The sequence below is a fragment of the Streptomyces sp. NBC_00390 genome (assembly GCF_036057275.1).
GTDB lineage: Bacteria > Actinomycetota > Actinomycetes > Streptomycetales > Streptomycetaceae > Streptomyces.
Window position 1 is genome coordinate 4,208,666 of the sequence record NZ_CP107945.1, and the last position, 22,087, is coordinate 4,230,752.

Here is a 22,087-nt window from a genome sequence, read left to right on the forward strand (position 1 = left end):
CATTTCGGGGGGACCGGAACTCAACTGCCGCTTCCAGGCGTCTCGCCTGCCCGAGGAGTAGTCGTTCGATGAGCGAGCACCGTCGCAAACCGCCGCAGCCCCAGGGTGGCGGACGCGCCGCGGCCCGGCGCGCCCCACAGCAGCCTTCCGGGCGGCGCGCAGCCCCGTCCAGGGGCGCCGCGTCAGCCTCCCCTTCCTCGTCCTATGACGACGAGCGCCCCTACGGCGGCCGGGCCGAAGCCCGGCGTGCCGCCCAGCGCGGCGGTCGCCGGCGCATGGACGAAGCCGCCGGTGCCGGTCACGGAGGCCGGGCGGGAGGCGGTCGACGCGGTGGCGGCGGAGGGGGCCACGAAGGTCCCGGCCGTGGTCAGGGCGGCCGCCCCGGCAAGAAGCGGCTGATCGACTACCCGCGGCACAACAAGTACGGATGGCGCCGCTGGGTGCCCTCGTGGAAGTTGGTCACCGGGCTCAGCCTGGCCTTCCTGGGATCCCTGATGACGGCCGCCACGATCGCCTATGCCATGGTCGGCGTCCCGAAGGAGGGCGACTTCGCCAAGGCGCAGAACAACGTCTACTACTGGGACGACGGCTCACAGATGGCTGCGACCGGTGGTGAGGTGAACCGCCAGATCATCTCCATCGAACAGATCCCACTGGAGATGCAGAACGCAGTCATCTCGGCGGAGAACAAGACGTTCAAGACCGACTCCGGCATCGACCCCATGGGAATCGGCCGTGCCCTGTTCAACATGGCCAAGGGTGAGCAGACCCAGGGTGGTTCCACCATCACCCAGCAGTTCGTCAAGAACGCGGTTCTCGAGAACCAGGACCAGAGTCTGAGCCGTAAGTTCAAGGAACTGTTCATCTCCATCAAGGCCGGCGCGGAGATGGAAAAAGAAGACATCATGCGTGGCTACCTCAATACCTCGTACTACGGCCGTGGCGCGTACGGCATCCAGGCGGCTGCCCGCACGTACTACAACAAGGACGCGAAGGAGCTCGACGCGAGTGAGTGCGCCGTCCTCGCCTCGCTGCTCAAGGGCGCGACCTACTACGACCCGGCGGGCGCCCCGGAGATCGACGCGGCGGCGACCCGGGAGGCCAACACCGAACGGGCCAAGAAGCGCTGGCGCTGGATCCTCGACGAGATGGTCAAGGACGGGCACCTGACGGCTGCGGAGCGGAACAAGTTCCAAGAGTTCCCGACGCCCAATCCGCCGCGTAAGAACGCTCAGCTGGGCGGCCAGGTCGGATACCTCGTGGACCTCTCCAAGGCCTATGTCGTCAACAACACCGACATCACCCCGAAAGACCTCGCCCAGGGCGGCTACGAGATCCACACGACCTTCAACAAGAACAAGGTCCGTGCGCTCGAGAAGGCCGTGAAAAAGGTCCGGGACAAGAACATCAAGCCCAAGCTGCGTCCGAAGAAGGACACCCACGTCCAGTTCGGCGGGGCGTCGGTCGAGCCGGGGACCGGGAAGATCGTGGCGATCTACGGCGGCGCGGACGCGACGAAGCACTTCACCAACAACGCCGACACGACCGGTGCCCAGGTCGGTTCGACGTTCAAGCCGTTCGTCCTCGCAGCGGCGATGCGCGACGGCGTTCGCGACCCCGATGGCAGTGAAGAGCAGGCCCTCGCAGAGCGCACCATCGTCGACCCGGACAAGAGCCGCTACAGCGGCAAGAACAAGCTCAAGATCAAGAACTGGGACGGTTCCGTCTGGGCCGACGAGGACGGCAAGGAGTGGCTCCAGCGCAACGACGGCGACAGGTCGTACGGCAACATCGATCTGCGTGAAGCCATGATCCACTCCGCCAACTCGCCCTTTGTCCAGCTGGGCATGGACGTCGGCATTCCGCAGGTCAGGCAGGCAGCCGTGGACGCGGGCCTGCTCGAGGGCAGCCTGGCCAAGGGGAACGTCCCGTCGTTCTCGATCGGCACCTCCTCCCCCAGTGCCATCCGCATGGCCGGCGCATATGCGACCTTCGCGGCCAATGGCGAGCAGTACTCCCCGTATTCGGTCAGCAAGGTCGAAAAGGGCAACGTGCCGGTCTACCAGCACGAGGAGGACGGCAAGCAGGCCTTCTCCAAGGCGGTCGCGACCAATGTGACCGACGTCCTACGGGATGTGGTCGAGGATCCCGAGGGCACGGGTAACAACGCCGCCATTCCCGGTCGCCAGGTCGCCGGCAAGACCGGTACCACCGACGGCAACAAGTCGGCGTGGTTCGTGGGCTACACGCCGCAGCTGTCGACCGCCATCGACATGTACCGGCTCGACGACAACGAGAAGAGCGAGAAGCCGCGCGAGTTCCTTGAGATGTTCGGCACGGGTGGACAGGCCAAGATCCACGGTTCGTCGTTCCCGTCCGAGATCTGGCAGACCTACATGTCGGATGCGCTCGAGAACGCGAAGGTGCTGGAGTTCGACGAGCCCGAGCCCATCGACGGCGAGGCCGTCTGGGGCGGCGGCGCGGTCAGCCCGTCGCCGACACCGAGCGATACGCCGTCCGAGACCCCGTCCGAGACGCCGTCCGAGACGCCGTCCGAGACGCCGTCGATCTCCCCCGGCCCGACCGAGTCGTGCAACCCGTGGGAGGACTGGACCTGCACCGACGGCGGCACCAGCACCGGCACGGATCAGGGTGGTGTGAACGGCGGCCCGACCGTCAGCCCGTCCACCTCGCCGACGGACGGCGGAGGCAGGAACGGCGGAGGGAACGGCAACGGAGGGAACGGCGGCGAGTTCATCGGCGGCACGGACGGTAGCGGTTAGCCTCGGCCGCCCAGGTACCACCACGCGGGCCGCCACCCCCGGAACATCGGGGGGTGGCGGCCCGCGCCGCAGTCCCCACCCCGTACGGCAGGATGTGCAGCATGCCCAGCGCAGAAGAGACGAGCGTGTACGAGGACCGTGCCGAAGCGCGCCCCACGCGGCACGACAAGATCGCCGCGGCCGGTAGCGAGCTGATCGGCGGTCCGGCCGGCCGCTGGGCGCTGCGCGGCGCCCACGGCTGGCTCACGCCCGTACGGGTCATCGCTCTGGTGGCCATCGGCATGTTCGCGCTCGGCATGGTGCAGAAGTGGCCCTGCTACAACTGGGCCTGGTTCCGCGGAACCAGCTCGCAGTACACCCACGCCTGCTACTCCGACATCCCGCACCTGTACGTGGGGCGCGGCTTCTCGGACGGCAGCATTCCGTACTTCGACCGGCTGCCCGGCGACATGGAGTACCTCGAGTACCCGGTCCTGACCGGCCTGTTCATGCAGCTTGCCTCGTGGGTCAACGACCTCGCTTCCTGGCTCGGTCTCGTCGACCACGGCATTCAGCAGCAGCAGCTGTACTGGATGGTCAACGCCGGCATGCTGCTGATCTGCGCCGCGATCGTCGCCGTCTGTGTGTCACGCACCCACCGCCATCGCCCCTGGGACGCACTGCTCGTCGCCCTGGCACCGGCCTTCGCGCTCACCGCCACCATCAACTGGGACCTGCTGGCCGTGGCCCTCACCGCCGCGGCCATGCTGATGTGGTCCCGCGGCAGAGTGGTCGCGTTCGGCATCCTCATCGGGCTGGCCACCGCGGCCAAGCTCTATCCCGGATTCCTTCTGGTGGCACTGGTGCCGCTGTGCTGGCGCGCAGGAAAGTGGCGGGAACTCATCACCGCGTGGATCGCAGCCGGGAGTGCCTGGCTGATCGTCAACCTCCCGGTGATGCTGTTCGCGCCGGAGGGGTGGAAGAAGTTCTACACCTTCAGCGAGGAGCGGACGATCGACTTCGGCTCTATCTGGCTGATCATCACGCAGCGCACCGGCGTCCAGATCGAGGTCCCCTCGGTCAACATGTACGCCTCGCTCCTGGTGATCGCGGCCATCCTCGTCGTCTGCGTACTCACGCTGACCGCCCCGCGGCGGCCCCGCTTCGCCCAGCTGGCCTTCCTGCTCGTGGCGGCGTTCATCCTCACCAACAAGGTCTACTCGCCGCAGTACGTGCTGTGGCTGATTCCCCTCGCCGCGCTGGCGCGGCCCCGCTGGCGGGACTTCCTGATCTGGCAGGCCTGCGAGGTGATGTACTTCCTGGGTATCTGGATGTACCTCGCCTTCACCACCAGCCCGAAGCACCAGGGGCTGCCGACCGAGGGCTACCAGGTCGCCATTGCTCTGCATCTGCTCGGCACGCTGTACCTGTGCGCCGTGATCGTGCGCGACATCTACATGCCCGAGAAGGACGACGTACGCCGAGATGGCACGGACGACCCTGCGGGCGGGGTGCTGGACGGGGCTCCGGACGTGTTCGTCCTGGGGCACGCCGCCCATCCGCCGAAGCATGCGGCGCACGCTGTGGAGGGCACACGCGTCGAATGGGGGGCACATCTCCGCAGCGGCCCGGAGACCAGGCCCCGGGCGGCGTCCTAGCCCCGCTGCGGGCCCTGCACAGGGCCTCGCGCAGCAACACGTACGCCGCGTCGCGGCAGGGGACGTACGCCGGCCCCGGCCGCGTACGCTCACACGGTCCTAGCGGTCGACGAGACGGTCGAACTGCGTCGTCGTATGCCGCAGGTGAGCCACCAGCTCGTCACCGACCTTCGGCTCCTGCGCATCGGCAGGTACGAACAGGATCGATACCTGCATGTGCGGCGGTTCGGCGAACCAGCGCTGCTTGCCCGCCCACACGAACGGCGACAGATTGCGGTTCACCGTCGCCAGACCCGCGCGCGCGACACCCTTGGCACGCGGCATCACACCGTGCATCGCCTTCGGCGCCTCGAGGCCGACGCCGTGCGACGTACCGCCGGCCACGACCACGAGCCACCCGTCGGATGCCGCCTTCTGCTGGCGGTAACCGAAACGGTCACCCTTGGCGACCGGCGTGACGTCGAGCACCGAGCCGCGGTACTCGGTGGACTCGTGGTCACCCAGCCACAGCCGGGTACCGATGCGGGCCCGGAAGCGGGTCTGCGGGAACTGCTGCTGAAGCCGCGCCTGTTCCTCGGCCTGCAGATGGCTGACGAACATCGTGTGCAGGGGGAGCCGGGCCGCCCGCAGCCGGTCCATCCAGCCGATGACCTCCTCGACCGCGTCCGAACCGTCCGTGCGGTCCAGTGGCAGGTGCAGCGCGAAGCCCTCCAGCCGTACGTCCTCGATGGCCGCGTGCAGCTGGCCGAGCTCCTGCTCGACGATGCCGTGCCGCTTCATCGAGCTCATGCACTCGATGACGACCCGCGCCCCCACCAGGGCGTGCACACCGTCCACGGACGAGACCGAACGGACCACCCGGTCCGGCAGCGGCACCGGCTCCTCGCCGCGTCTGAACGGGGTCAGGACCAGCAGATCGCCGCTGAACCAGTCCTTGATCCGTGCCGCCTCGTAGGTGGTGCCCACAGCCAGCATGTCGGCGCCGAAGCGTGCGGCTTCGTCCGCGAGCCGTTCATGACCGAAGCCGTAGCCATTGCCCTTGCACACCGGTACGAGCCCGGGGAACTGGTCGATCACCGACTTCTGGTGCGCCCGCCAGCGTGCGGTGTCTACGTAGAGGGAGAGCGCCATGGCCGGCCCGGAACCTTTCTGGTGGCTGCGGTGTATCAGAGGTATGTACGAGACTACGGAGTCATTCGCTGCGACGGAGCCGTTCGGGGTGTCGTCAGCGACGCGACATGTAGATGTCGAGCGCCTTGTGGAGCAGCTTGTTGAGCGGGAAGTCCCACTCGCCCACGTACTCGACGGCCTCGCCGCCCGTGCCCACCTTGAACTGGATCAGACCGAACAGGTGGTCCGTCTCGTCGAGCGAGTCGCTGATACCGCGCAGGTCGTAGACCGTGGCCCCCATGGCGTACGCGTCGCGCAGCATCCGCCACTGCATCGCGTTCGAGGGCCGGACCTCACGCCCGATGTTGTCCGAGGCACCGTACGAGTACCAGACGTGCCCGCCGACCACCAGCATCGTCGCCGCCGACAGATTCACGCCGTTGTGCCGAGCGAAGTACAGGCGCATGCGGTTCGGGTCCTCGTTGTTCAGCACCGTCCACATGCGCTGGAAGTACGAGAGCGGGCGGGGCCGGAAGCGGTCGCGCACGGCCGTGATCTCGTACAGGCGCTGCCACTCGGCAAGGTCGTCGTAGCCGCCCTGGACGACCTCGACACCTGCCTTCTCGGCCTTCTTGATGTTGCGCCGCCACAGCTGGTTGAAGCCCTTGAGGACATCGTCGAGCGAGCGGTTCGCCAGCGGTACCTGGTAGACGTAGCGGGGCTGCACATCACCGAAGCCGGCACCGCCGTCCTCACCCTGCTGCCAACCCATCTTCCGCAGCCGGTCGGCCACTTCGAACGCACGGGGCTCGATGTGGGAGGCCTCCACGTCGCGCAGACGCTTGACGTCGGGGTCCTGGATTCCGGACTTGATGGCCGGAGCGTCCCAGCGCCGGATGACCACCGGCGGGCCCATCTTCACGGAGAAGGCGCCCTGGTTCTTCAGATGCGCGAGCATCGGCTGGAGCCAGTCGTCCAGGTTGGGGGCGTACCAGTTGATGACCGGGCCCTCGGGCAGGTAGGCGAGGTACCGCTTGATCTTGGGCAGCTGGCGGTACAGGACCAGGCCCGCACCCACCAGTTCGTTGTTCTTGTCGAACCAGCCCAGATTTTCCGAGCGCCACTCGGTCTTCACATCGGCCCATGCCGGAACCTGGCAGTGACTCGCCGAGGGCAGGCTCTGGATATAGGCCAGATGCTGCTCACGGCTGATGGTCCTCAGGGTCAGGCTCATGCGGGGCGCTCCTCGGCAGGTGTGTCCCCATGGGTACAGGGGCTCCGGCTCTCGCGCCGAAGCCTACTGCGCGGGGGAAGCGTGCTCGATGGCGCTGTGCAAGAGCGCTTGGCCATCGTGGGCGCGCTGCCCCGCCGGCACACCTGCCGAGGACCCGCTATCCGAGCACTCCGCCGAAGAGTCCGCCGTGCGCCATGCCGAGGAAGAACCCGACTGCCGAGGCTCCCAGGCCGACGACCAGCGGGAAGCGTTCGCGGGTCGTCTCCGAAACGAACTGTCCGTATCCGCCGGTCAGGATGCCGATCAGTCCGGCCCACGAGCTGAGCAGATGCAGGCTGTCGAACATGGCGGAAACGAAGGCCACAGCACCGAGTACGAGCGTCACCACCACCAGGGTGTCCTGGAGGGGATGAGGCTTGCCGTCCGTGGCGAGCAGAGAGACGGAGGGATGTCGCGTTGGCTGTGCCATGAAGCACCTCCTGGCGTTGCCGGAAAAGCGGCGCATGGTAGCGCCGCGTCCACCCGATGTGTACAGATTGCGTCTCCTCACCACCGGATTTCAACCGGAAGCCTGTGTGCGGGTACTCTGTACGGTCTGCACCGGTGTCTGTCCTGGCCAGAACGCTGTCCCAGCTCGACGAGCAGGGATTGTCAGTGGCGACCGATACCGTTGCTTACGCATCACGACCCTCCTGCCACGGAACGACCGTGGCCGCTGAGTCCAAAGGAGGTGGGTTCCACATGCGTCACTACGAGGTGATGGTCATCCTCGACCCCGATCTCGAGGAGCGCGCTGTCTCCCCGCTGATCGAGAACTTCCTCTCCGTCGTCCGTGAGGGCAACGGAAAGGTGGAGAAGGTCGACACCTGGGGCCGTCGTCGTCTCGCTTACGAGATCAAGAAGAAGCCCGAGGGCATCTACTCGGTCATCGACCTGCAGGCCGAGCCTGCGGTCGTCAAGGAGCTCGACCGCCAGATGAACCTGAACGAGTCGGTCCTCCGGACCAAGGTCCTCCGTCCCGAGACCCACTGAGCATCTAGCTCAGAGGTCATCGGGTTCGAGTAGCAGCAAGCAGCCAGAAGCAATCCCGCCGAGAGGTTCACCCATGGCAGGCGAGACCGTCATCACGGTCGTCGGCAATCTCGTCGACGACCCCGAGCTGCGCTTCACCCCGTCCGGTGCGGCGGTCGCGAAGTTCCGCGTCGCGTCCACTCCCCGCACCTTCGACCGCCAGACCAATGAGTGGAAGGACGGCGAAAGCCTCTTCCTCACCTGCTCGGTCTGGCGTCAGGCGGCGGAGAACGTCGCCGAGTCGCTCCAGCGCGGCATGCGCGTCGTCGTGCAGGGCCGTCTGAAGCAGCGGTCGTACGAGGACCGCGAGGGCGTCAAGCGCACGGTCTACGAGCTGGACGTCGAGGAAGTCGGCCCCAGTCTCAAGAACGCCACGGCCAAGGTCACCAAGACCACCGGTCGCGGTGGCCAGGGCGGCTACGGCGGCGGCGGCCAGCAGGGCGGCGGTAACTGGGGCGGCAGCCCCGGTGGTGGCCAGCAGCAGGGCGGCGGCGCTCCCGCCGACGACCCCTGGGCCACCAGCGCGCCGGCCGGCGGCGGCCAGCAGGGTGGGGGCAGCTGGGGCGGAAGCTCCGGCGGTTCCGGCGGCGGCTACTCGGACGAGCCGCCCTTCTAAGGGCAGCTCGTACCCCACTTCTTGATCACACAGGAGATACACCATGGCGAAGCCGCCTGTGCGCAAGCCTAAGAAGAAGGTCTGCGCGTTCTGCAAGGACAAGACCGTGTACGTGGACTACAAGGACACGAACATGCTGCGGAAGTTCATTTCCGACCGCGGCAAGATCCGTGCCCGCCGCGTTACCGGCAACTGCACGCAGCACCAGCGTGACGTCGCCACGGCCGTGAAGAACAGCCGTGAGATGGCGCTGCTGCCCTACACGTCCACCGCGCGATAAGGGAAGGGTGACCGAAACATGAAGATCATCCTCACCCATGAGGTCTCTGGCCTCGGCGCCGCCGGCGACGTCGTCGACGTCAAGGACGGCTACGCTCGCAACTACCTGGTCCCGCGCGGTTTCGCGATCCGCTGGACCAAGGGCGGCGAGAAGGACGTGGCGCAGATCCGCCGCGCCCGCAAGATCCACGAGATCGCGACCATCGAGCAGGCCAACAGCGTCAAGGGCCAGCTCGAGGCCGTGAAGGTGCGCCTGGCCGTCCGCTCCGGCGACGCCGGCCGCCTGTTCGGCTCCGTCACCCCGGCCGACATCGCCTCGGCGATCAAGGCTGCCGGTGGCCCGGAGGTCGACAAGCGTCGCGTTGAGCTCGGTTCGCCGATCAAGACCCTGGGCTCGCACCAGGTGTCCGTGCGTCTGCACCCCGAGGTTGCTGCGCAGCTCGGTGTCGAGGTCGTCGCGGCCTGATCGCTGCGACCGGCTCGGTAGAGCGGTAGAGAAGGGCCGCACCCTCTGGGTGCGGCCCTTCTTCTTCGGGGCATCGCTTCTGTGCCCCGCCTGTGGACTCTGTCCGGGCGTAGGAATCGCACCGTGTTTCACGTGAAACGTCGGCACGGCTCTCGAGAGCGTCAGCGCGTGGCGCCCGTGACAATCCAGCGACCGGATCGCGCACGCCACCAGAGGGTCAGCATCCGCACCGTCATCATCAGCGTCATCGCCCACCACAGTGTGGTAAGCCCGCCGCCAAGGCTGGGTACCAGCAGGGCGACCGGCGCGAACACTGCCAGCGTCAGCAGCATCGCCCAGGCCAGATATGGCCCGTCGCCCGCGCCCATCAGGACGCCGTCCAGGACGAAGACCACTCCAGCGATCGGCTGGGTGACGGCAACGACGAGCAGGGCAGGAAGCAGAGTGTCCTGCACTGCCTGGTCACCGGTGAACAAGGGGACGAAGAGCGGACGGCAGACCACCACCAGCAGCCCCAGTGCGACTCCCGAGGTGATCCCCCACTCGACCATGCGCCGACATGCCTGCCGGGCTCCGTCGCCATCGCCCGCACCGAGATAGCGCCCGATGATCGCTTGTCCGGCGATGGCGATCGCATCGAGGGCAAAGGCCAGCAGAGACCACAGGGAGAGCACCACCTGATGTGCGGCAATATCCGTGTCCCCGAGACGCGCTGCGGCGGCCGTGGCGATCAACAGTACTGCCCGCAGCGAGAGCGTGCGGACCAGCAGGGGCCCGCCCGCCTGGGCACTCGCCCGTATGCCCGCTGCATCGGGCCGCATCGACGAGCCGTGCCGCCGTGCGCCGCGGACCACGACGACGAGATAGGCCGCCGCCATGCCGCACTGGGCGATCACGGTGCCCCAGGCCGAGCCCGCGATGCCGAGGCCGGCGCCGTATACCAGGCCGGCGTTGAGGCCTGCGTTGGCCGCGAATCCGCCGATCGCGACGTACAGCGGGGTTTTCGTGTCCTGTAGTCCGCGCAGCACACCGGTGGCGGCGAAGACGATGAGCATCGCCGGGATGCCGAGGCTGGATATCCGCAGATAGGTGATGGCATGGGGGGCCGCGGTGTCGGAGGCGCCGAGAAGATCGATCAGCCATGGGGCACCGGGCAGGGTGACGGCGGCGACGCCGACACCGAGCAAAAGGGCCAGCCAGATGCCGTCCATGCCTTGGCGGATGGCCGCCTGATGATCGCCCGCGCCGACGCGTCGGGCTACGGATGCGGTTGTGGCATAGGCGAGAAAGACGAAGATGCTCACGGCCGTCGTCAGCAGTGCGGCCGCGATGCCCAGCCCGGCGAGTTGGGGAGTGCCGAGATGGCCGACAATGGCGCTGTCGACGATGAGGAAGAGGGGCTCGGCGACAAGTGCGCCGAAGGCGGGAACGGCGAGCGAGACGATCTCTCGGTCGTGCTGCCGTCGATGAGCCTTCGACGCCACGGGAGCCTGTGTCATGGCATCAATGTAATCTTCCACAGGTAAGAGATGCAATTGCCTTGTGTCCCTTACTGAACCGGTCCCGGTGGGCACTCCTGTGCGCTGTTCGTTCCGATCTTGGTCCGGTTGGGAAAGTTTTTCTCCCCCACAGCCGGTGGACGGAAAAATGCCAGGTCAGATGGGGTTGGAGGAGGGGGCTATGACTTTGTCCACAGTGCTGTCCCCCGCTCCGTGCACAGGTTCTGGAGGGTTCTCCACAGCATCTGGTCCGTCGTCCACATGGCCTGTGGATAACCAGATTGGCTGAAGGTGCCGCCGGGCCTACCGTGGACCGTCGCCCCACTCGCCGAAAGCGGAGTTCGGCGGTCTGTTTTGTCAGTGTCGTGCCGTAGAAAGAGTGGCGCGGCGAGGTCCGTGGAGCGGACGGGAGGAGGTGGGCCGGGTGAGCATTTCCGAGCCCCTGGACGATCCCTGGGCGGCCGAAACCAGCCCCAGTGACCGTCTGCCCGCTTCCCGCCGGCGCCACGATCAGGGTCGCGGCGGGCGCGGGGGCCGAGAGGACCAGCACGACCGGGGCACGGAGAACGGCGGTTGGGAGTCGGGCTCACCCGGCTTCGAACGCGTGCCGCCCCAGGACCTGGACGCCGAACAGTCGGTGCTCGGCGGCATGTTGCTGTCCAAGGACGCCATCGCCGATGTCGTGGAGATCATCAAGGGCCATGACTTCTACCGGCCCGCCCACGAGACGGTCTTCCAGGCCATCCTGGATCTGTACGCCAAGGGTGAGCCCGCAGACCCCATCACGGTCGCCGCCGAGCTGGTCAAGCGCGGTGAGATCACCAGGGTCGGCGGAGCTCCCTATCTGCACACGCTGGTTCAGTCGGTGCCGACTGCGGCCAACGCGTCGTACTACGCGGAGATCGTCCACGAGCGTGCGGTGCTGCGCAGGCTGGTGGAGGCCGGAACCAAGATCACGCAGATGGGATATGCCGCCGACGGCGATGTCGACGAGATCGTCAACTCGGCGCAGGCGGAGATCTATGCGGTCACCGAGCAGCGCACCAGTGAGGACTATCTGCCGCTCGGCGACATCATGGAGGGCGCCCTCGACGAGATCGAGGCGATCGGTTCCCGTAGCGGCGAGATGACCGGTGTGCCCACCGGGTTCACGGACTTCGACTCGCTGACCAACGGACTGCACCCGGGCCAGATGATTGTGATCGCCGCGCGTCCCGCCATGGGTAAGTCGACTCTGGCCCTGGACTTCGCACGGGCCGCCTCGATCAAGAACAATCTGCCCAGCGTGATCTTCTCCCTCGAAATGGGCCGGAACGAGATCGCGATGCGTCTGCTGTCCGCCGAGGCGCGGGTGGCACTGCACCACATGCGGTCCGGGACGATGACCGACGAGGACTGGACGCGGCTCGCGCGCCGGATGCCGGACGTGTCGCAGGCCCCGCTCTACATCGACGACTCTCCCAACCTGTCGATGATGGAGATCCGTGCCAAGTGCCGTCGGCTGAAGCAGCGCAATGATCTGAAGCTCGTCGTCATCGACTATCTGCAGCTGATGCAGTCGGGCGGGTCCAAGCGGGCCGAGAGCCGTCAGCAGGAAGTCTCGGACATGTCCCGGAACCTGAAGCTGCTGGCCAAGGAGCTCGAGGTCCCGGTGATCGCCCTGTCCCAGCTGAACCGTGGTCCCGAGCAGCGCACGGACAAGAAACCCATGGTCTCCGACCTGCGTGAATCGGGATCCATCGAGCAGGATGCGGACATGGTCATCCTGCTGCACCGCGAGGACGCGTACGAGAAGGAGTCGCCGCGCGCGGGCGAAGCGGACCTGATCGTGGCCAAGCACCGTAACGGCCCGACGGCGACGATCACGGTCGCGTTCCAGGGCCACTACTCGCGTTTCGTGGACATGGCGCAGACCTGATCCGGTGATCTGCAGGCTCGCGTTTCCGGTGTTCGGCCGGAGCCGGCCTGCGCTCGATCAGCTCCTCGGCGTGTCTGCGCACGGTTGTGGTGCCGCGCACGTCGACCGCCGCACGGTCCCGGCCACGTAGCCGAACTCTGCGCGGAAGTGGTGCTGCCCGATCCGGTAGAGCCTGGCATCCAACCCGTCCATCACCACGGGCGCAGGTGCTCGATCGTGACGCGGTGTTGCTCGGCCAATCGCTGGGCGATCAACGAGCGGTGGCAAGCCTCTGGGTCGCGCTCGACACAGAACAGCGCTGCGGCGCCGCCACTCGACAGCGCCGACACGACCGGCGTGAGATCGGCGCTGTCGAGGATCTCGGCAGAGTAGCGGCGGGTGTACTCGGAAGCGAGTTCGCGGCGCGAGCGCTTGCCGACCCCTTGGCGATCGTCCTCGGCGTACTGGAGCCGGCGTAGCTCGGTGGTTGGGGCGAGCTCGGGATGGTGCTCGTAGGCGATCCCGGCATGGGCGAGGGCCGCCTGCAGCCGGAGTGAGTTCGCCCAGGCGTACTCGGGTCCACGGACACCGCGGCGCTGACGTACGTCGAGCAGCAGGCGGACGTCCGCATGCCGCAGTCGGTGCAGGAAGGACTCGCCGTCGAGGCCATAGACGCCGATTGTCACCATTCTGAGCACAGGTCACCATCCATCTGCCTGCTACTCGTGCCGGTTCAACCGGCACCGGCAGCAGAGCCGCGAGGTCGCATCACGCGACGGCGGTCCCCTCGAGCTCGACCATCTGGCCGGGGATCGCCAGCCGCGTCACCCCGAGCATCGTGGTGGTCGGCGCCACCCCGGCGGCGCCCAACCGCGCCGCCAGCACGCCGTAGTGCTGGAAAAGCAGATCGACGTCGGTCGTGTAGACGTTGAGCCGGACGAGGTTCGCGGGAGACATGCCGGCCTCGCCGAGCACGGCCTCCAGGTTGTCGATGCTCAGCGCCAACTGCGCCGCCATGTCACCGTCATGCTGGGGCTTGCCGTCGCCGCTCATCGCGGTCTGCCCCGAGATGTACAGGGTTCGGGTGTGCCCGGAGACGACCTCACCCTGGTTGAATCCCATCTCCACCGACCACGTCACCGGGTTGACCGCCGTTCGTTCCATTGCCACGTCAGCTCCGTTCGAATCATTGGGAGTACGTACGTCCATCGGCTCGGTAACTCGCCGGCTTCGACGTCGTGTCAACGAGCCTCCCAACAAATCACGACATCCCTAGTCATGTATTTCGATAAAGTTCTCGCATGCGCGCCGACCGGTTGGTCTCGCTGGTGCTGCTGCTGCGTCAGCGCGGTCGGCTGACTGCGGACACGCTGGCCCGCGAGCTGGAGGTATCCACCCGCACCGTGCTGCGCGACATCGAGGCGCTGTCCACGGCCGGCGTCCCGGTCTACGCCGAACGCGGCCGGCACGGCGGGTTCGCGTTGTCGCCCGGTTTCCGGACCGAGCTCACCGGTCTGAACCACGACGAGGCCCTTGCCTTGCTGACCGCCGGATCGGGGCGCGGCGAGCAGGTGTTCGGCCTCGGCACGGCGCTCGCTTCGGCCATGCGGAAGGTGGTCGACGCGCTGCCCGAAAGCCACCGGGCCACCGCGAGCGACGCGGCCCAGCGATTTCTCGTCGACCCGGAGACCGACCTGCTCTCACGCCGGCTGGTCACTGAGGAGGTACCCGACACCACAATGATCGAGGTCCGGCGCGCGGTGCTCGCCGGACACAAGCTGCGCATCCATTACGCGGCCACAGGCCAGACACCACAGTGGCGCACGGTGGACCCGATCGGCCTGGTCACCGTACGCGACCGGGTCTACTTGCTGGCCACGAGATCTGGCACGGACCGCACCTACCGGCTGTCGCGGGTGTTGGCCGCCGAGGAACTCCCCGAAACGGCACAGCGGCCGAACCGGGTCGATCTGGACCGGATCTGGCGGGAACGCTCCGTGCAGTTTCTCTCCGGCGGCGACCACATCACCGTGCTGGTACGGGTGAACCCGGCGCGGCGGGAGGACCTGCTGGACACCGCGCTGGCCGTCCGCGCAGAAGAACCCGACGCAGACGGCTGGCTGCGGCTGGAGGTGACTTTCCAAGACTCACGACACGCCGAATGGGCGCTGTGGCAGCTCAGCACGGACGCGGAAGCCCTGGCCCCGCAGTCGTTGCGCACCTCCCTACGCAACCGCGCCGCCGCGATTGCCACCCGCTACGGAGACTGATCCTGAGAGTGAGAAGCCATCTCATTCGGCCAACTGACCGGGCTGCCCTGCGGAGGATCGGCATGTGAGGGCCTTGAAAAGGAGGCTCACACCGGACCTTTGCCGGTTGATCTTGAAGGATCAGGCGCGGGCGCCACTTGCTTTGACCGTCAAGACGGCTGTCTATTCGCGGTCTGCACTTGGCTCAGCAGTGCTGCCCGGGGTCGCTTCGGCTTTGGTGCCGAGGACTTCGCGGGCCTGCTCCGCTGCCCGGATGATGCTCTCGCCGACGAAGTCGAGGAAGCGGGCGACGTTCTCGAGGCGGGCGGCGGCCGGGGTGTCGCGACCGAGGACGGCGACGCCTTGGCGTGCGGTCTCGGCGAGTTGGGCGTTGGATCGGGCGCTGGCCATCATCGACTGGTACCAGATGTCGTCGTCGACGACGTAGCGCTCGCGGCGGCGTTCGCCTGGTTCCCGGCGCACGAGGGTCATGCTCTCGAGCGCGGTGATCGCTTTGGAGATGGACGCCGGGCTGACCTGGAGGCGCTGGACGAGTTCGGATGCGGTGAGGCTGCCCGCGTCGCTGGTGTAGAGGCAGGTCAGCACCCGGGACAGCATCTTGGGCAGGCCCGATTGCATCAGGACGGTGGTGAACATCTCCTCGTACTCGCGCACGGCCTCGACGTCGCGTCCGTGTGCTTGCGCGTCCGGCCCGCGGGGCGCCGTGTGCCTGCGCCGGTGGGCGCGGCGTTCGGTTGCGCGCTGGGCCAGTTCGGCGCGGTAAGCGGTGGGGCCGCCGTTGCGCATCACCTCACGCGTGATCGTCGAGGTGGGGCGGTCGAGACGTCTGGCGATCTCCGCATAGGCGTCGCCGTCGGCCAGTCCCAGCGCGATCTGCCGGCGTTCGGACTGGGTGAGTCTGCCTCCCGGCATCGCGGCCTCCTTCGTGCTCCCGTGATGCCTGCAGCTTAGCGTTCACCTTCAATCCAGTGCAACAACAGGGTGTGGGATGTTGCGTTAGCTTCCAATCCATTGCAACGATCTAACGGCTTCTAGCTGCACTGATGATGATTGTGTGCAACAAGCTTGTTGCCAGATCATTGAATGCAACGTAGCTTTTCCGGCATCAGAAACAACGAGCACAGGAGAGCGCGATGCAGAAGTACGACACCCCCGCCCCGATCTCCGCCGTCCTGGACATCCCCGCGGGGTGCATCCGGTTCATCGCCGCCGACCGGGCCGACACCACGGTCGAGGTCCTGCCCGCAAACGCCTCGAAGGGCCGCGACGTGAAGGCGGCGGAGCAGACCACGGTCGAATACGCCGACGGCGTCCTGCGGATCGACGCCCCGGCGGCGAAGAACCAGTACCTCGGCCCCTCCGGATCCATCGAGGTGACCATCCAGTTGCCCGCCGACTCCCGCATCGAGGCGAAGTCGTCCTGCGCCGGATTCCGGGCCGTCGGACGCCTCGGCCACGTCGTCTTCGAGGGTGCGCACGGCACGATCAAGATCGACGAGGCCGCGAGCATGCGCCTCACCGCCGCCGCCGGTGACGTCTCCATCGGCCGCCTGGGCGGCCCCGCGGAGATCAGCACTCAAAAGGGCGACATCCACATCGCCGAGGCGGTGCGCGGCACGGTCGTGCTGACGACCCAGATGGGCGACGTGTCCATCGGCGCCGCCCACGGAGTCTCCGCCTCCCTGGACGCCGGCACCGGCTACGGCCGGCTCCACAACGCGCTCAAGAACACCGACGGCGCCGCCGCCGGCCTGAACATCCGCGCTACCACCTCCCACGGCGACATCACCGCCCGCAGCCTGTAGAAGGAGCACCCCTCATGACCAACCTGGCCATCGCGGCGAACGGGCTGCACAAGTCCTACGGAGACAAGGTCGTGCTCGACGGCGTCGACCTGGCCGTCCCGGAAGGAACGATCTTCTCCCTGCTCGGCCCCAACGGCGCCGGCAAGACCACCGCCGTCAAGATCCTCTCCACCCTGATCAGCGCCGACGACGGCGTGATCCACGTCGGTGGCCATGACCTGGCCACCGCCCCCCAGGCGGTGCGCGCCGCGATCGGCGTCACCGGCCAGTTCTCCGCCGTCGACGGCCTGATCACCGGCGAGGAGAACATGCTCCTCATGGCGGATCTGCACCACCTCTCCCGCAGCGAGGGCCGGCGCACCGCCGCCGAACTGCTGGAGCGCTTCGACCTCACCGAGGCCGCGAAGAAGCCCGCCTCCACCTACTCCGGCGGCATGAAGCGCCGCCTGGACATCGCCATGACCCTGGTCGGCACCCCGCGGATCATCTTCCTCGACGAGCCGACCACCGGCCTCGACCCGCGATCCCGGCACAACATGTGGCAGATCATCCGCGAGCTGGTCTCCGACGGCGTCACCGTCTTCCTCACCACCCAGTACCTGGAGGAGGCCGACGAGCTCGCCGACCGCATCGCCGTGCTCAACGACGGGAAGATCGCCGCCGAGGGCACCGCCGAGGATCTGAAGCGGCTCATCCCCGGCGGGCACGTGCGGCTCCGCTTCGCCGACCCGGCCGCGTACCAGAGCGCCGCCCTCGCCCTGCGCGAGGTCACCCGCGACGACGAGGCACTCGCGTTGCAGATCCCCTCGGGGGGCAGCCAGCGCGAGCTGCGCTCCATCCTCGACTGGCTGGATGCCGCCGCCATCGAGGCGGACGAGCTGACCGTGCACACCCCCGACCTCGACGATGTGTTCTTCGCCCTGACCGGCGGCGCCGGCGTCCCCAACCAGTCCAAGGAGACCGTCCGATGAGCTCCCTGTCCCTCGCTGTACGCGACTCGTCCACGATGCTGCGCCGCAACCTCCTGCACGCCCGGCGCTATCCGTCCCTCACCCTGAACCTGCTGCTCACCCCGGTCATGCTGCTCCTGCTCTTCGTCTACATCTTCGGCGACACCATGAGCGCGGGCATCGGCGGCGGCGGTGCCGACCGCTCCGACTACATCGCCTACCTCGTTCCGGGCCTTTTGCTGATGACCATCGGCAGCACCACGATCGGTACCGCGGTGTCCGTCTCCACCGACATGACCGAGGGCATCATCGCCCGCTTCCGCACGATGGCGATCCACCGCGGGTCCGTGCTCGTCGGGCACGTCGTCGGCAGTGTGCTCCAGTCGATCATGAGCGTGGTCCTCGTCGGCGCCGTCGGGGTGGCCATCGGCTTCAGGTCCACGGATGCCACGGCCCTGGAGTGGCTCGCGGCGTTCGGGCTGCTCACACTGTTCGCCCTGGCGCTCACCTGGATCGCGGTCGGGATGGGCATGATCAGCCCGAACGCCGAGGCCGCCAGCAACAACGCGATGCCGCTGATCTTCCTGCCGCTGATCTCCAGCGCCTTCGTCCCGGTCGACGCGATGCCGGGCTGGTTCCAGCCGATCGCCGAGTACCAGCCGTTCACGCCCGCCATCGAAACCCTGCGCGGCCTGCTGCTCGGCACCGAGATCGGCCACAACGGGTGGCTCGCGGTCGCCTGGTGCCTGGCGCTGACGGTCCTCGGCTACTTGTGGTCGAAGTCGGTGTTCAACCGCGACCCGAAGTAACGCCATGACAGCGCGGGGCCGCCTCCCGCAACTCGTCCCGCCCCAGGGCGGCGTACTCCGGCACCGCGTCGGCGTACGCCGCCCCGTCGGCGTGCCCGGCCAGCCGGCCCCGGGGATCCCCGGGCCGTAGCACCGTCTCAATTGATCTTGCTGCCTGGTGGCGGCGGGGAGCCGCGCGACGTGTCGGGCACATGCGGTCGACGTCGAGGACCGGCACCGATAGACCTTGCGTATGAGGTCATTCTTGGAAGAACTGCTTCCCAGCACCCGGCGGGCCCTTCTGCACCGCATCGCCGTCGCGCAGGCCGAAGGGCGCGCGCCGTCGCTGGTTGCCGCCGTGCAGCGCGATGGGCATCTGGTGTGGACGGGGGCGCGCACATCGGTCGACGGACACGCGCCGGACGCCGACACCCAGTACCGCATCGGCTCCATCACCAAGACCTTTACGGCAGTCCTCGTGATGCGGCTGCGCGATGAGGGGCTGCTGGATCTGGGCGATCCCCTGGAGAAGTATCTGCCTGGCACGGGTGTGGGTGAGGTGACCATCGTCCAACTTCTGGGGCACAGCGCGGGGTTGAGCGCGGAGTCACCGGCGCCATGGTGGGAGCGGACCCCGGGGTCTACTCGCCCGGACCTGGCCGATGTGCTGGGTGAGAAGGCACGGATGCACCCCGCCGGGCGCCGTCATCACTACTCCAACCCCGGCTACACACTCCTCGGTTCGCTGGTCGAGGCAGTACGGGGTGCTTCCTGGGAGGAGGTGCTCCAGCGCGAGATCCTTGAGCCGCTGGCGCTGAATCGTACGAGCATGCAGCCCCGGATGCCGCACGCCGGCGGGTGGGCGGTGCACCCCTGGGCGGATGTGATGCTGCCCGAACCGGCCGAGGACCTGGGGTTGATGGCCCCGGCCGGGCAGCTCTGGTCGACGGCCGGCGACCTCTGCCGCTTCGCTGCCTTCCTCGCCGATGGGGACGACCGTGTCCTGAGTGCCGAATCCCTGAGCGAGATGCGCACGCCGTCCGTGCCGCCCGAGAACGGGGAGTGGGAGAGCCTGTACGGCCTGGGCCTGCAGATCGTGCGACGGGACGGACGCACCTTGGTCGGCCATGGAGGCTCGCTCCCAGGTTTCCTCGCCGGGCTGTGGGTGAGCCTGGACGACGGCGTTGCGGCGGTCGCTTTGGCCAACGCAACCTCGGGCCCCTTGACCGGGGTGGTAGCCAGCGATCTTGTACGGATCGTGGCGGATGCAGAGCCGCGGATCCCTGAACCCTGGAAGCCGCTCCCTGAGGTCGACCAGGCGCTGCTGGAACTGACGGGGCCTTGGTACTGGGGGACGTACCCCTACGGTCTGCGCCTGGTGGCGGACCGCGGCGTAGAGCTGGAGCCGCTGCACAGCACGGGCCGGAAGTCACGATTCGTCGCTGACCCGGGGGCGCGGGAGACATGGACCGGGCTCGATGGCTACTACGCGGGGGAGACGTTGCGTGTGGTGCGCCGTGACGACGGTTCGGTGAGCCACCTGGATCTCGGCTCGTTCGTCTTCACCCGCCAGCCGTACGAGCCGGGTGATGCGGTTCCCGGGGGTGCGGACGAGCACGGCTGGCGCGGGCTCGGTGGATGAGCCGGACGGTGTTTCACGTGAAACCGCCGCCTGTTTCTACCGGACCTGCCTGTACACGGATCAGATGCTCAGCTTGAACCCGACGTGCGAGGCCTCGAAGCCGAGCCGCTTGTAGAAGCGGTGAGCATCGGTGCGGCTGACATCGGATGTGAGCTGAACGAGCCGGCAGCCCTGGCGGCGTGACTCGGCGACGGCCCATTCGACGAGCTGGGTGCCGAGGCCGGTGCCGCGCTCGTCCGCGTGGACTCGTACGCCCTCGATGATCGAGCGCGTGGCGCCCCGGCGGGACAGCCCGGGGATGATCGTGAGCTGGAGAACGCCGACGACCCGGTCACCGCGTACCGCGACCGTCTGATGCTGGTTCGGGTCGTCGGCCAGCCGCTCAAACGCGGCGTTGTACGGGTCGAGGTCGTCCGGCGACTCCCGCTGGGCGCCCAGCGGGTCGTCGGCGAGCAACGCCACGATCGCCGGGATGTCGTCGTGTACGGCCGGCCGTATCTGCAGCTCGTTCATGATCGGCAGACTACGCAGTTGCTGCCCGCTGTGCGGGAACCCCGAGAGCTTCGACAGCCGTGACCAGAGGAGCGAGCTCAGGGTTCTTGGCCGCTTCGTCGAGTGCCTCGCGCAGGGCGGTGTCATTGGTGGGGCGGGCCTCGGCGAGGAGCCGGAGGCCCGCTTCGCTGACGTTGGTGTAGATGCCGCGGCGGTCGGTGGGGCACAGGTAGCGGGACAGCAGGCCACGGTCCTCGAGGCGGGTGACGAGGCGGGTGGTGGCGCTCTGGCTGAGGACGACAGCGTCGGCGACCTGCTTCATCTGCAGATGGCCGCCTTCGCCGTCGTGCTGGCGGCTGAGAACGTCGAGGAGTGAGAACTCCCGGACGCTCAGTCCGTGGTTGGCCTCGAGAGCGCGCTCGATATGGGCCTCGATCTTCCCGTGCAGCAGCGAGAGAGCGCACCAGCCCTGGGACAGGGACGTGAGGGCGGGGTCGGTCGCGCTCATCTGGGTGACCTCCTCGGTGCTGGAGTCCTCGGCTCTCGAGCGGCTCGCTCTCCAGGTTAGACGATTGATGCAATATCCCGCGTTTGCAACTAATCGAGGTGTGTCGCTGTTCCCTGAGGGGCCGCACTCCCAGAGGACCGGCTCTCGGGCAGGGGGCGTCGCCCTATCCGGCTGCCACCGTGAGTGGGGCGAAGCGGCGCGTCCAGTCGCCAGGCAGGTCAGGGATGCCATAGGTCATCACGGTGTTGAAGGCGATCGGCTCCAGTCCGCATTCCTTCACCCAGGCCAGAAGCTCCTCGTGGCGCACATCGATGTCGGTCCGCAAAGGGCGGTCCGTACCGGTGGCAAGTGAGGTGATCAGCGCCTTGGCCGTGTGCGTGTCCCGGGCGATCAGGGGGCCGATGACATGGGTGTCCATATTGGGCCAGAGCGCCGCGTACCCAGTGAGCACCCCGTCCTCCTCCGCCACCAGGAGCAGGTCCGCGAAGGCGGGCAGCCGGGTGATCATGGAAGTGCGGTCCTGGCCGAAGACGTCGGCGTCCAGGCGCAGCACGGCCGGAAGGTCCTCGGCGGTGGCCGGGCGGGTTGCCACCGTGGATGCGAGTCCGGAGTGGGTGAAATGGCCGCGCACCATCTCCGCGCGGCCCGTGACGGCGAAGCCCAGCTCCTCGTACAGCGGCCTGCCGTTGGGAGTGGCGTGGAGGGTGATCGGGGTGTCCCCGGTCTCCGCGATGACGTGTTTCATCAGACGGCGCCCGAACCCCAGTCGGGCGTATCGCTCGGCGACGAGCACCATGCCGATCGCGGCGAGTCCGGGGTCCTCGGTGCGTCGGGGGCCGTACGAGGTGAGCACGCACGCGGCGGCCAGTCCCTTGGTGTCCGGGGCGTCGACTCCGTAGCCGGTCCCTGCCGTCAGCAGCAGACCCCACTTGTGGTCTTCGCGCGGCCAGCCGCGGTCTTCGGAGAGGTCGGCACAGGCGCTGAGGTCGTCCCAGGTCAGGCGTCTGATCGGGAGCTCGGAGAGCGGCATCGGCATAGGG

At 67.7% G+C, this 22,087-nt stretch carries 22 protein-coding genes; 12 read left to right on the forward strand and 10 right to left on the reverse strand.

The window, feature by feature from the left end:
* The first annotated feature begins 68 nt into the window (after positions 1-68).
* Both OHS70_RS18300 and OHS70_RS18305 read left to right on the forward strand, forming a co-directional pair.
* On the forward strand, positions 69-2,783 hold the full coding sequence (locus OHS70_RS18300) for a transglycosylase domain-containing protein (RefSeq protein WP_328398828.1): 2,715 nt from the start codon (positions 69-71) through the stop codon (positions 2,781-2,783).
* Positions 2,784-2,884: 101 nt separating this feature from the next.
* Complete coding sequence (locus tag OHS70_RS18305) at positions 2,885-4,420, forward strand: glycosyltransferase family 87 protein (protein ID WP_328398830.1); 1,536 nt, start codon at positions 2,885-2,887, stop codon at positions 4,418-4,420.
* A 99-nt stretch (positions 4,421-4,519) separates the two neighbouring features.
* Here OHS70_RS18305 and OHS70_RS18310 read toward each other — a convergent pair whose 3' ends face one another.
* The 3 genes from OHS70_RS18310 to OHS70_RS18320 form a co-directional block, all read right to left on the reverse strand.
* Positions 4,520-5,551 carry an alanine racemase gene (locus OHS70_RS18310; protein ID WP_328398832.1) on the reverse strand — a complete coding sequence of 344 codons (1,032 nt, stop codon included), beginning with the start codon at positions 5,549-5,551 and terminating at the stop codon, positions 4,520-4,522.
* A gap of 94 nt (positions 5,552-5,645) precedes the next feature.
* On the reverse strand, positions 5,646-6,764 hold the full coding sequence (locus tag OHS70_RS18315) for a lipid II:glycine glycyltransferase FemX (protein WP_328398834.1): 1,119 nt from the start codon (positions 6,762-6,764) through the stop codon (positions 5,646-5,648).
* A gap of 157 nt (positions 6,765-6,921) precedes the next feature.
* A complete protein-coding gene (locus tag OHS70_RS18320; RefSeq protein ID WP_328398836.1) occupies positions 6,922-7,233 on the reverse strand; it encodes a hypothetical protein in 312 nt (103 codons plus the stop codon).
* Between the two features lie 272 nt (positions 7,234-7,505).
* Between OHS70_RS18320 and rpsF the strand changes: the two genes are divergently transcribed.
* The 4 genes from rpsF to rplI all read left to right on the forward strand — a co-directional run bounded on the left by rpsF (position 7,506) and on the right by rplI (position 9,196).
* Positions 7,506-7,796: a 30S ribosomal protein S6 gene (gene rpsF, locus OHS70_RS18325; protein ID WP_004950685.1), complete on the forward strand. Its 291-nt coding sequence runs from the start codon at positions 7,506-7,508 to the stop codon at positions 7,794-7,796.
* A 73-nt stretch (positions 7,797-7,869) separates the two neighbouring features.
* Entirely contained in the window at positions 7,870-8,451 is a 582-nt protein-coding gene (locus tag OHS70_RS18330) for a single-stranded DNA-binding protein (RefSeq protein ID WP_328398838.1), read from the forward strand.
* A 43-nt stretch (positions 8,452-8,494) separates the two neighbouring features.
* The gene (gene rpsR / locus OHS70_RS18335; protein WP_003956534.1) at positions 8,495-8,731 is read left to right on the forward strand and encodes a 30S ribosomal protein S18; all 237 of its coding nucleotides are present in this window, start codon (positions 8,495-8,497) and stop codon (positions 8,729-8,731) included.
* Positions 8,732-8,749: 18 nt separating this feature from the next.
* Complete coding sequence (gene rplI / locus OHS70_RS18340; RefSeq protein WP_328398840.1) at positions 8,750-9,196, forward strand: 50S ribosomal protein L9; 447 nt, start codon at positions 8,750-8,752, stop codon at positions 9,194-9,196.
* 161 nt (positions 9,197-9,357) lie between these two features.
* On the opposite strand, the gene OHS70_RS18345 is transcribed toward rplI, so the two are convergent.
* Positions 9,358-10,695, reverse strand: a complete 1,338-nt coding sequence (locus tag OHS70_RS18345) for an MATE family efflux transporter (protein ID WP_328398842.1) — start codon at positions 10,693-10,695, stop codon at positions 9,358-9,360.
* 442 nt (positions 10,696-11,137) lie between these two features.
* On the opposite strand from OHS70_RS18345, the gene dnaB reads away from it, so the two are divergent.
* Entirely contained in the window at positions 11,138-12,613 is a 1,476-nt protein-coding gene (dnaB, locus tag OHS70_RS18350; protein ID WP_328405723.1) for a replicative DNA helicase, read from the forward strand.
* Between the two features lie 191 nt (positions 12,614-12,804).
* Here the strand turns inward: dnaB and OHS70_RS18355 are convergent, their stop codons facing one another.
* Both OHS70_RS18355 and OHS70_RS18360 read right to left on the reverse strand, forming a co-directional pair.
* Complete coding sequence (locus OHS70_RS18355) at positions 12,805-13,281, reverse strand: DUF488 domain-containing protein (protein ID WP_328405726.1); 477 nt, start codon at positions 13,279-13,281, stop codon at positions 12,805-12,807.
* Positions 13,282-13,360: 79 nt separating this feature from the next.
* Entirely contained in the window at positions 13,361-13,756 is a 396-nt protein-coding gene (locus OHS70_RS18360) for a RidA family protein (protein ID WP_328405728.1), read from the reverse strand.
* A 137-nt stretch (positions 13,757-13,893) separates the two neighbouring features.
* On the opposite strand from OHS70_RS18360, the gene OHS70_RS18365 reads away from it, so the two are divergent.
* Entirely contained in the window at positions 13,894-14,862 is a 969-nt protein-coding gene (locus tag OHS70_RS18365; protein WP_328398844.1) for a helix-turn-helix transcriptional regulator, read from the forward strand.
* Between the two features lie 162 nt (positions 14,863-15,024).
* Here the strand turns inward: OHS70_RS18365 and OHS70_RS18370 are convergent, their stop codons facing one another.
* Positions 15,025-15,774 (reverse strand): helix-turn-helix domain-containing protein, encoded by a 750-nt coding sequence (locus OHS70_RS18370; protein ID WP_328398846.1) that lies wholly within the window; start codon positions 15,772-15,774, stop codon positions 15,025-15,027.
* Positions 15,775-15,995: 221 nt separating this feature from the next.
* Here OHS70_RS18370 and OHS70_RS18375 point away from each other — a divergent pair, with 221 nt between their 5' ends.
* The 4 genes from OHS70_RS18375 (at position 15,996) to OHS70_RS18390 (ending at position 20,047) form a co-directional block, all read left to right on the forward strand.
* A complete protein-coding gene (locus OHS70_RS18375) occupies positions 15,996-16,667 on the forward strand; it encodes a DUF4097 family beta strand repeat-containing protein (protein ID WP_328398848.1) in 672 nt (223 codons plus the stop codon).
* 14 nt (positions 16,668-16,681) lie between these two features.
* Positions 16,682-17,638, forward strand: coding sequence for an ATP-binding cassette domain-containing protein (locus tag OHS70_RS18380; RefSeq protein WP_328398850.1), 957 nt, complete (start codon positions 16,682-16,684; stop codon positions 17,636-17,638).
* A complete protein-coding gene (locus OHS70_RS18385) occupies positions 17,635-18,426 on the forward strand; it encodes an ABC transporter permease (RefSeq protein WP_328398852.1) in 792 nt (263 codons plus the stop codon). Before OHS70_RS18380 ends, OHS70_RS18385 begins: the two co-directional genes overlap by 4 nt.
* Before the next feature lie 232 nt (positions 18,427-18,658).
* On the forward strand, positions 18,659-20,047 hold the full coding sequence (locus OHS70_RS18390; RefSeq protein ID WP_328398854.1) for a serine hydrolase domain-containing protein: 1,389 nt from the start codon (positions 18,659-18,661) through the stop codon (positions 20,045-20,047).
* Positions 20,048-20,107: 60 nt separating this feature from the next.
* Here the strand turns inward: OHS70_RS18390 and OHS70_RS18395 are convergent, their stop codons facing one another.
* The 3 genes from OHS70_RS18395 to OHS70_RS18405 all read right to left on the reverse strand — a co-directional run bounded on the left by OHS70_RS18395 (position 20,108) and on the right by OHS70_RS18405 (position 22,083).
* A complete protein-coding gene (locus tag OHS70_RS18395) occupies positions 20,108-20,560 on the reverse strand; it encodes a GNAT family N-acetyltransferase (RefSeq protein ID WP_328398856.1) in 453 nt (150 codons plus the stop codon).
* A 10-nt stretch (positions 20,561-20,570) separates the two neighbouring features.
* A complete protein-coding gene (locus tag OHS70_RS18400) occupies positions 20,571-21,047 on the reverse strand; it encodes a MarR family winged helix-turn-helix transcriptional regulator (protein ID WP_328398858.1) in 477 nt (158 codons plus the stop codon).
* Positions 21,048-21,210: 163 nt separating this feature from the next.
* Complete coding sequence (locus OHS70_RS18405; RefSeq protein WP_328398860.1) at positions 21,211-22,083, reverse strand: GNAT family N-acetyltransferase; 873 nt, start codon at positions 22,081-22,083, stop codon at positions 21,211-21,213.
* Positions 22,084-22,087: the final 4 nt, after the last annotated feature.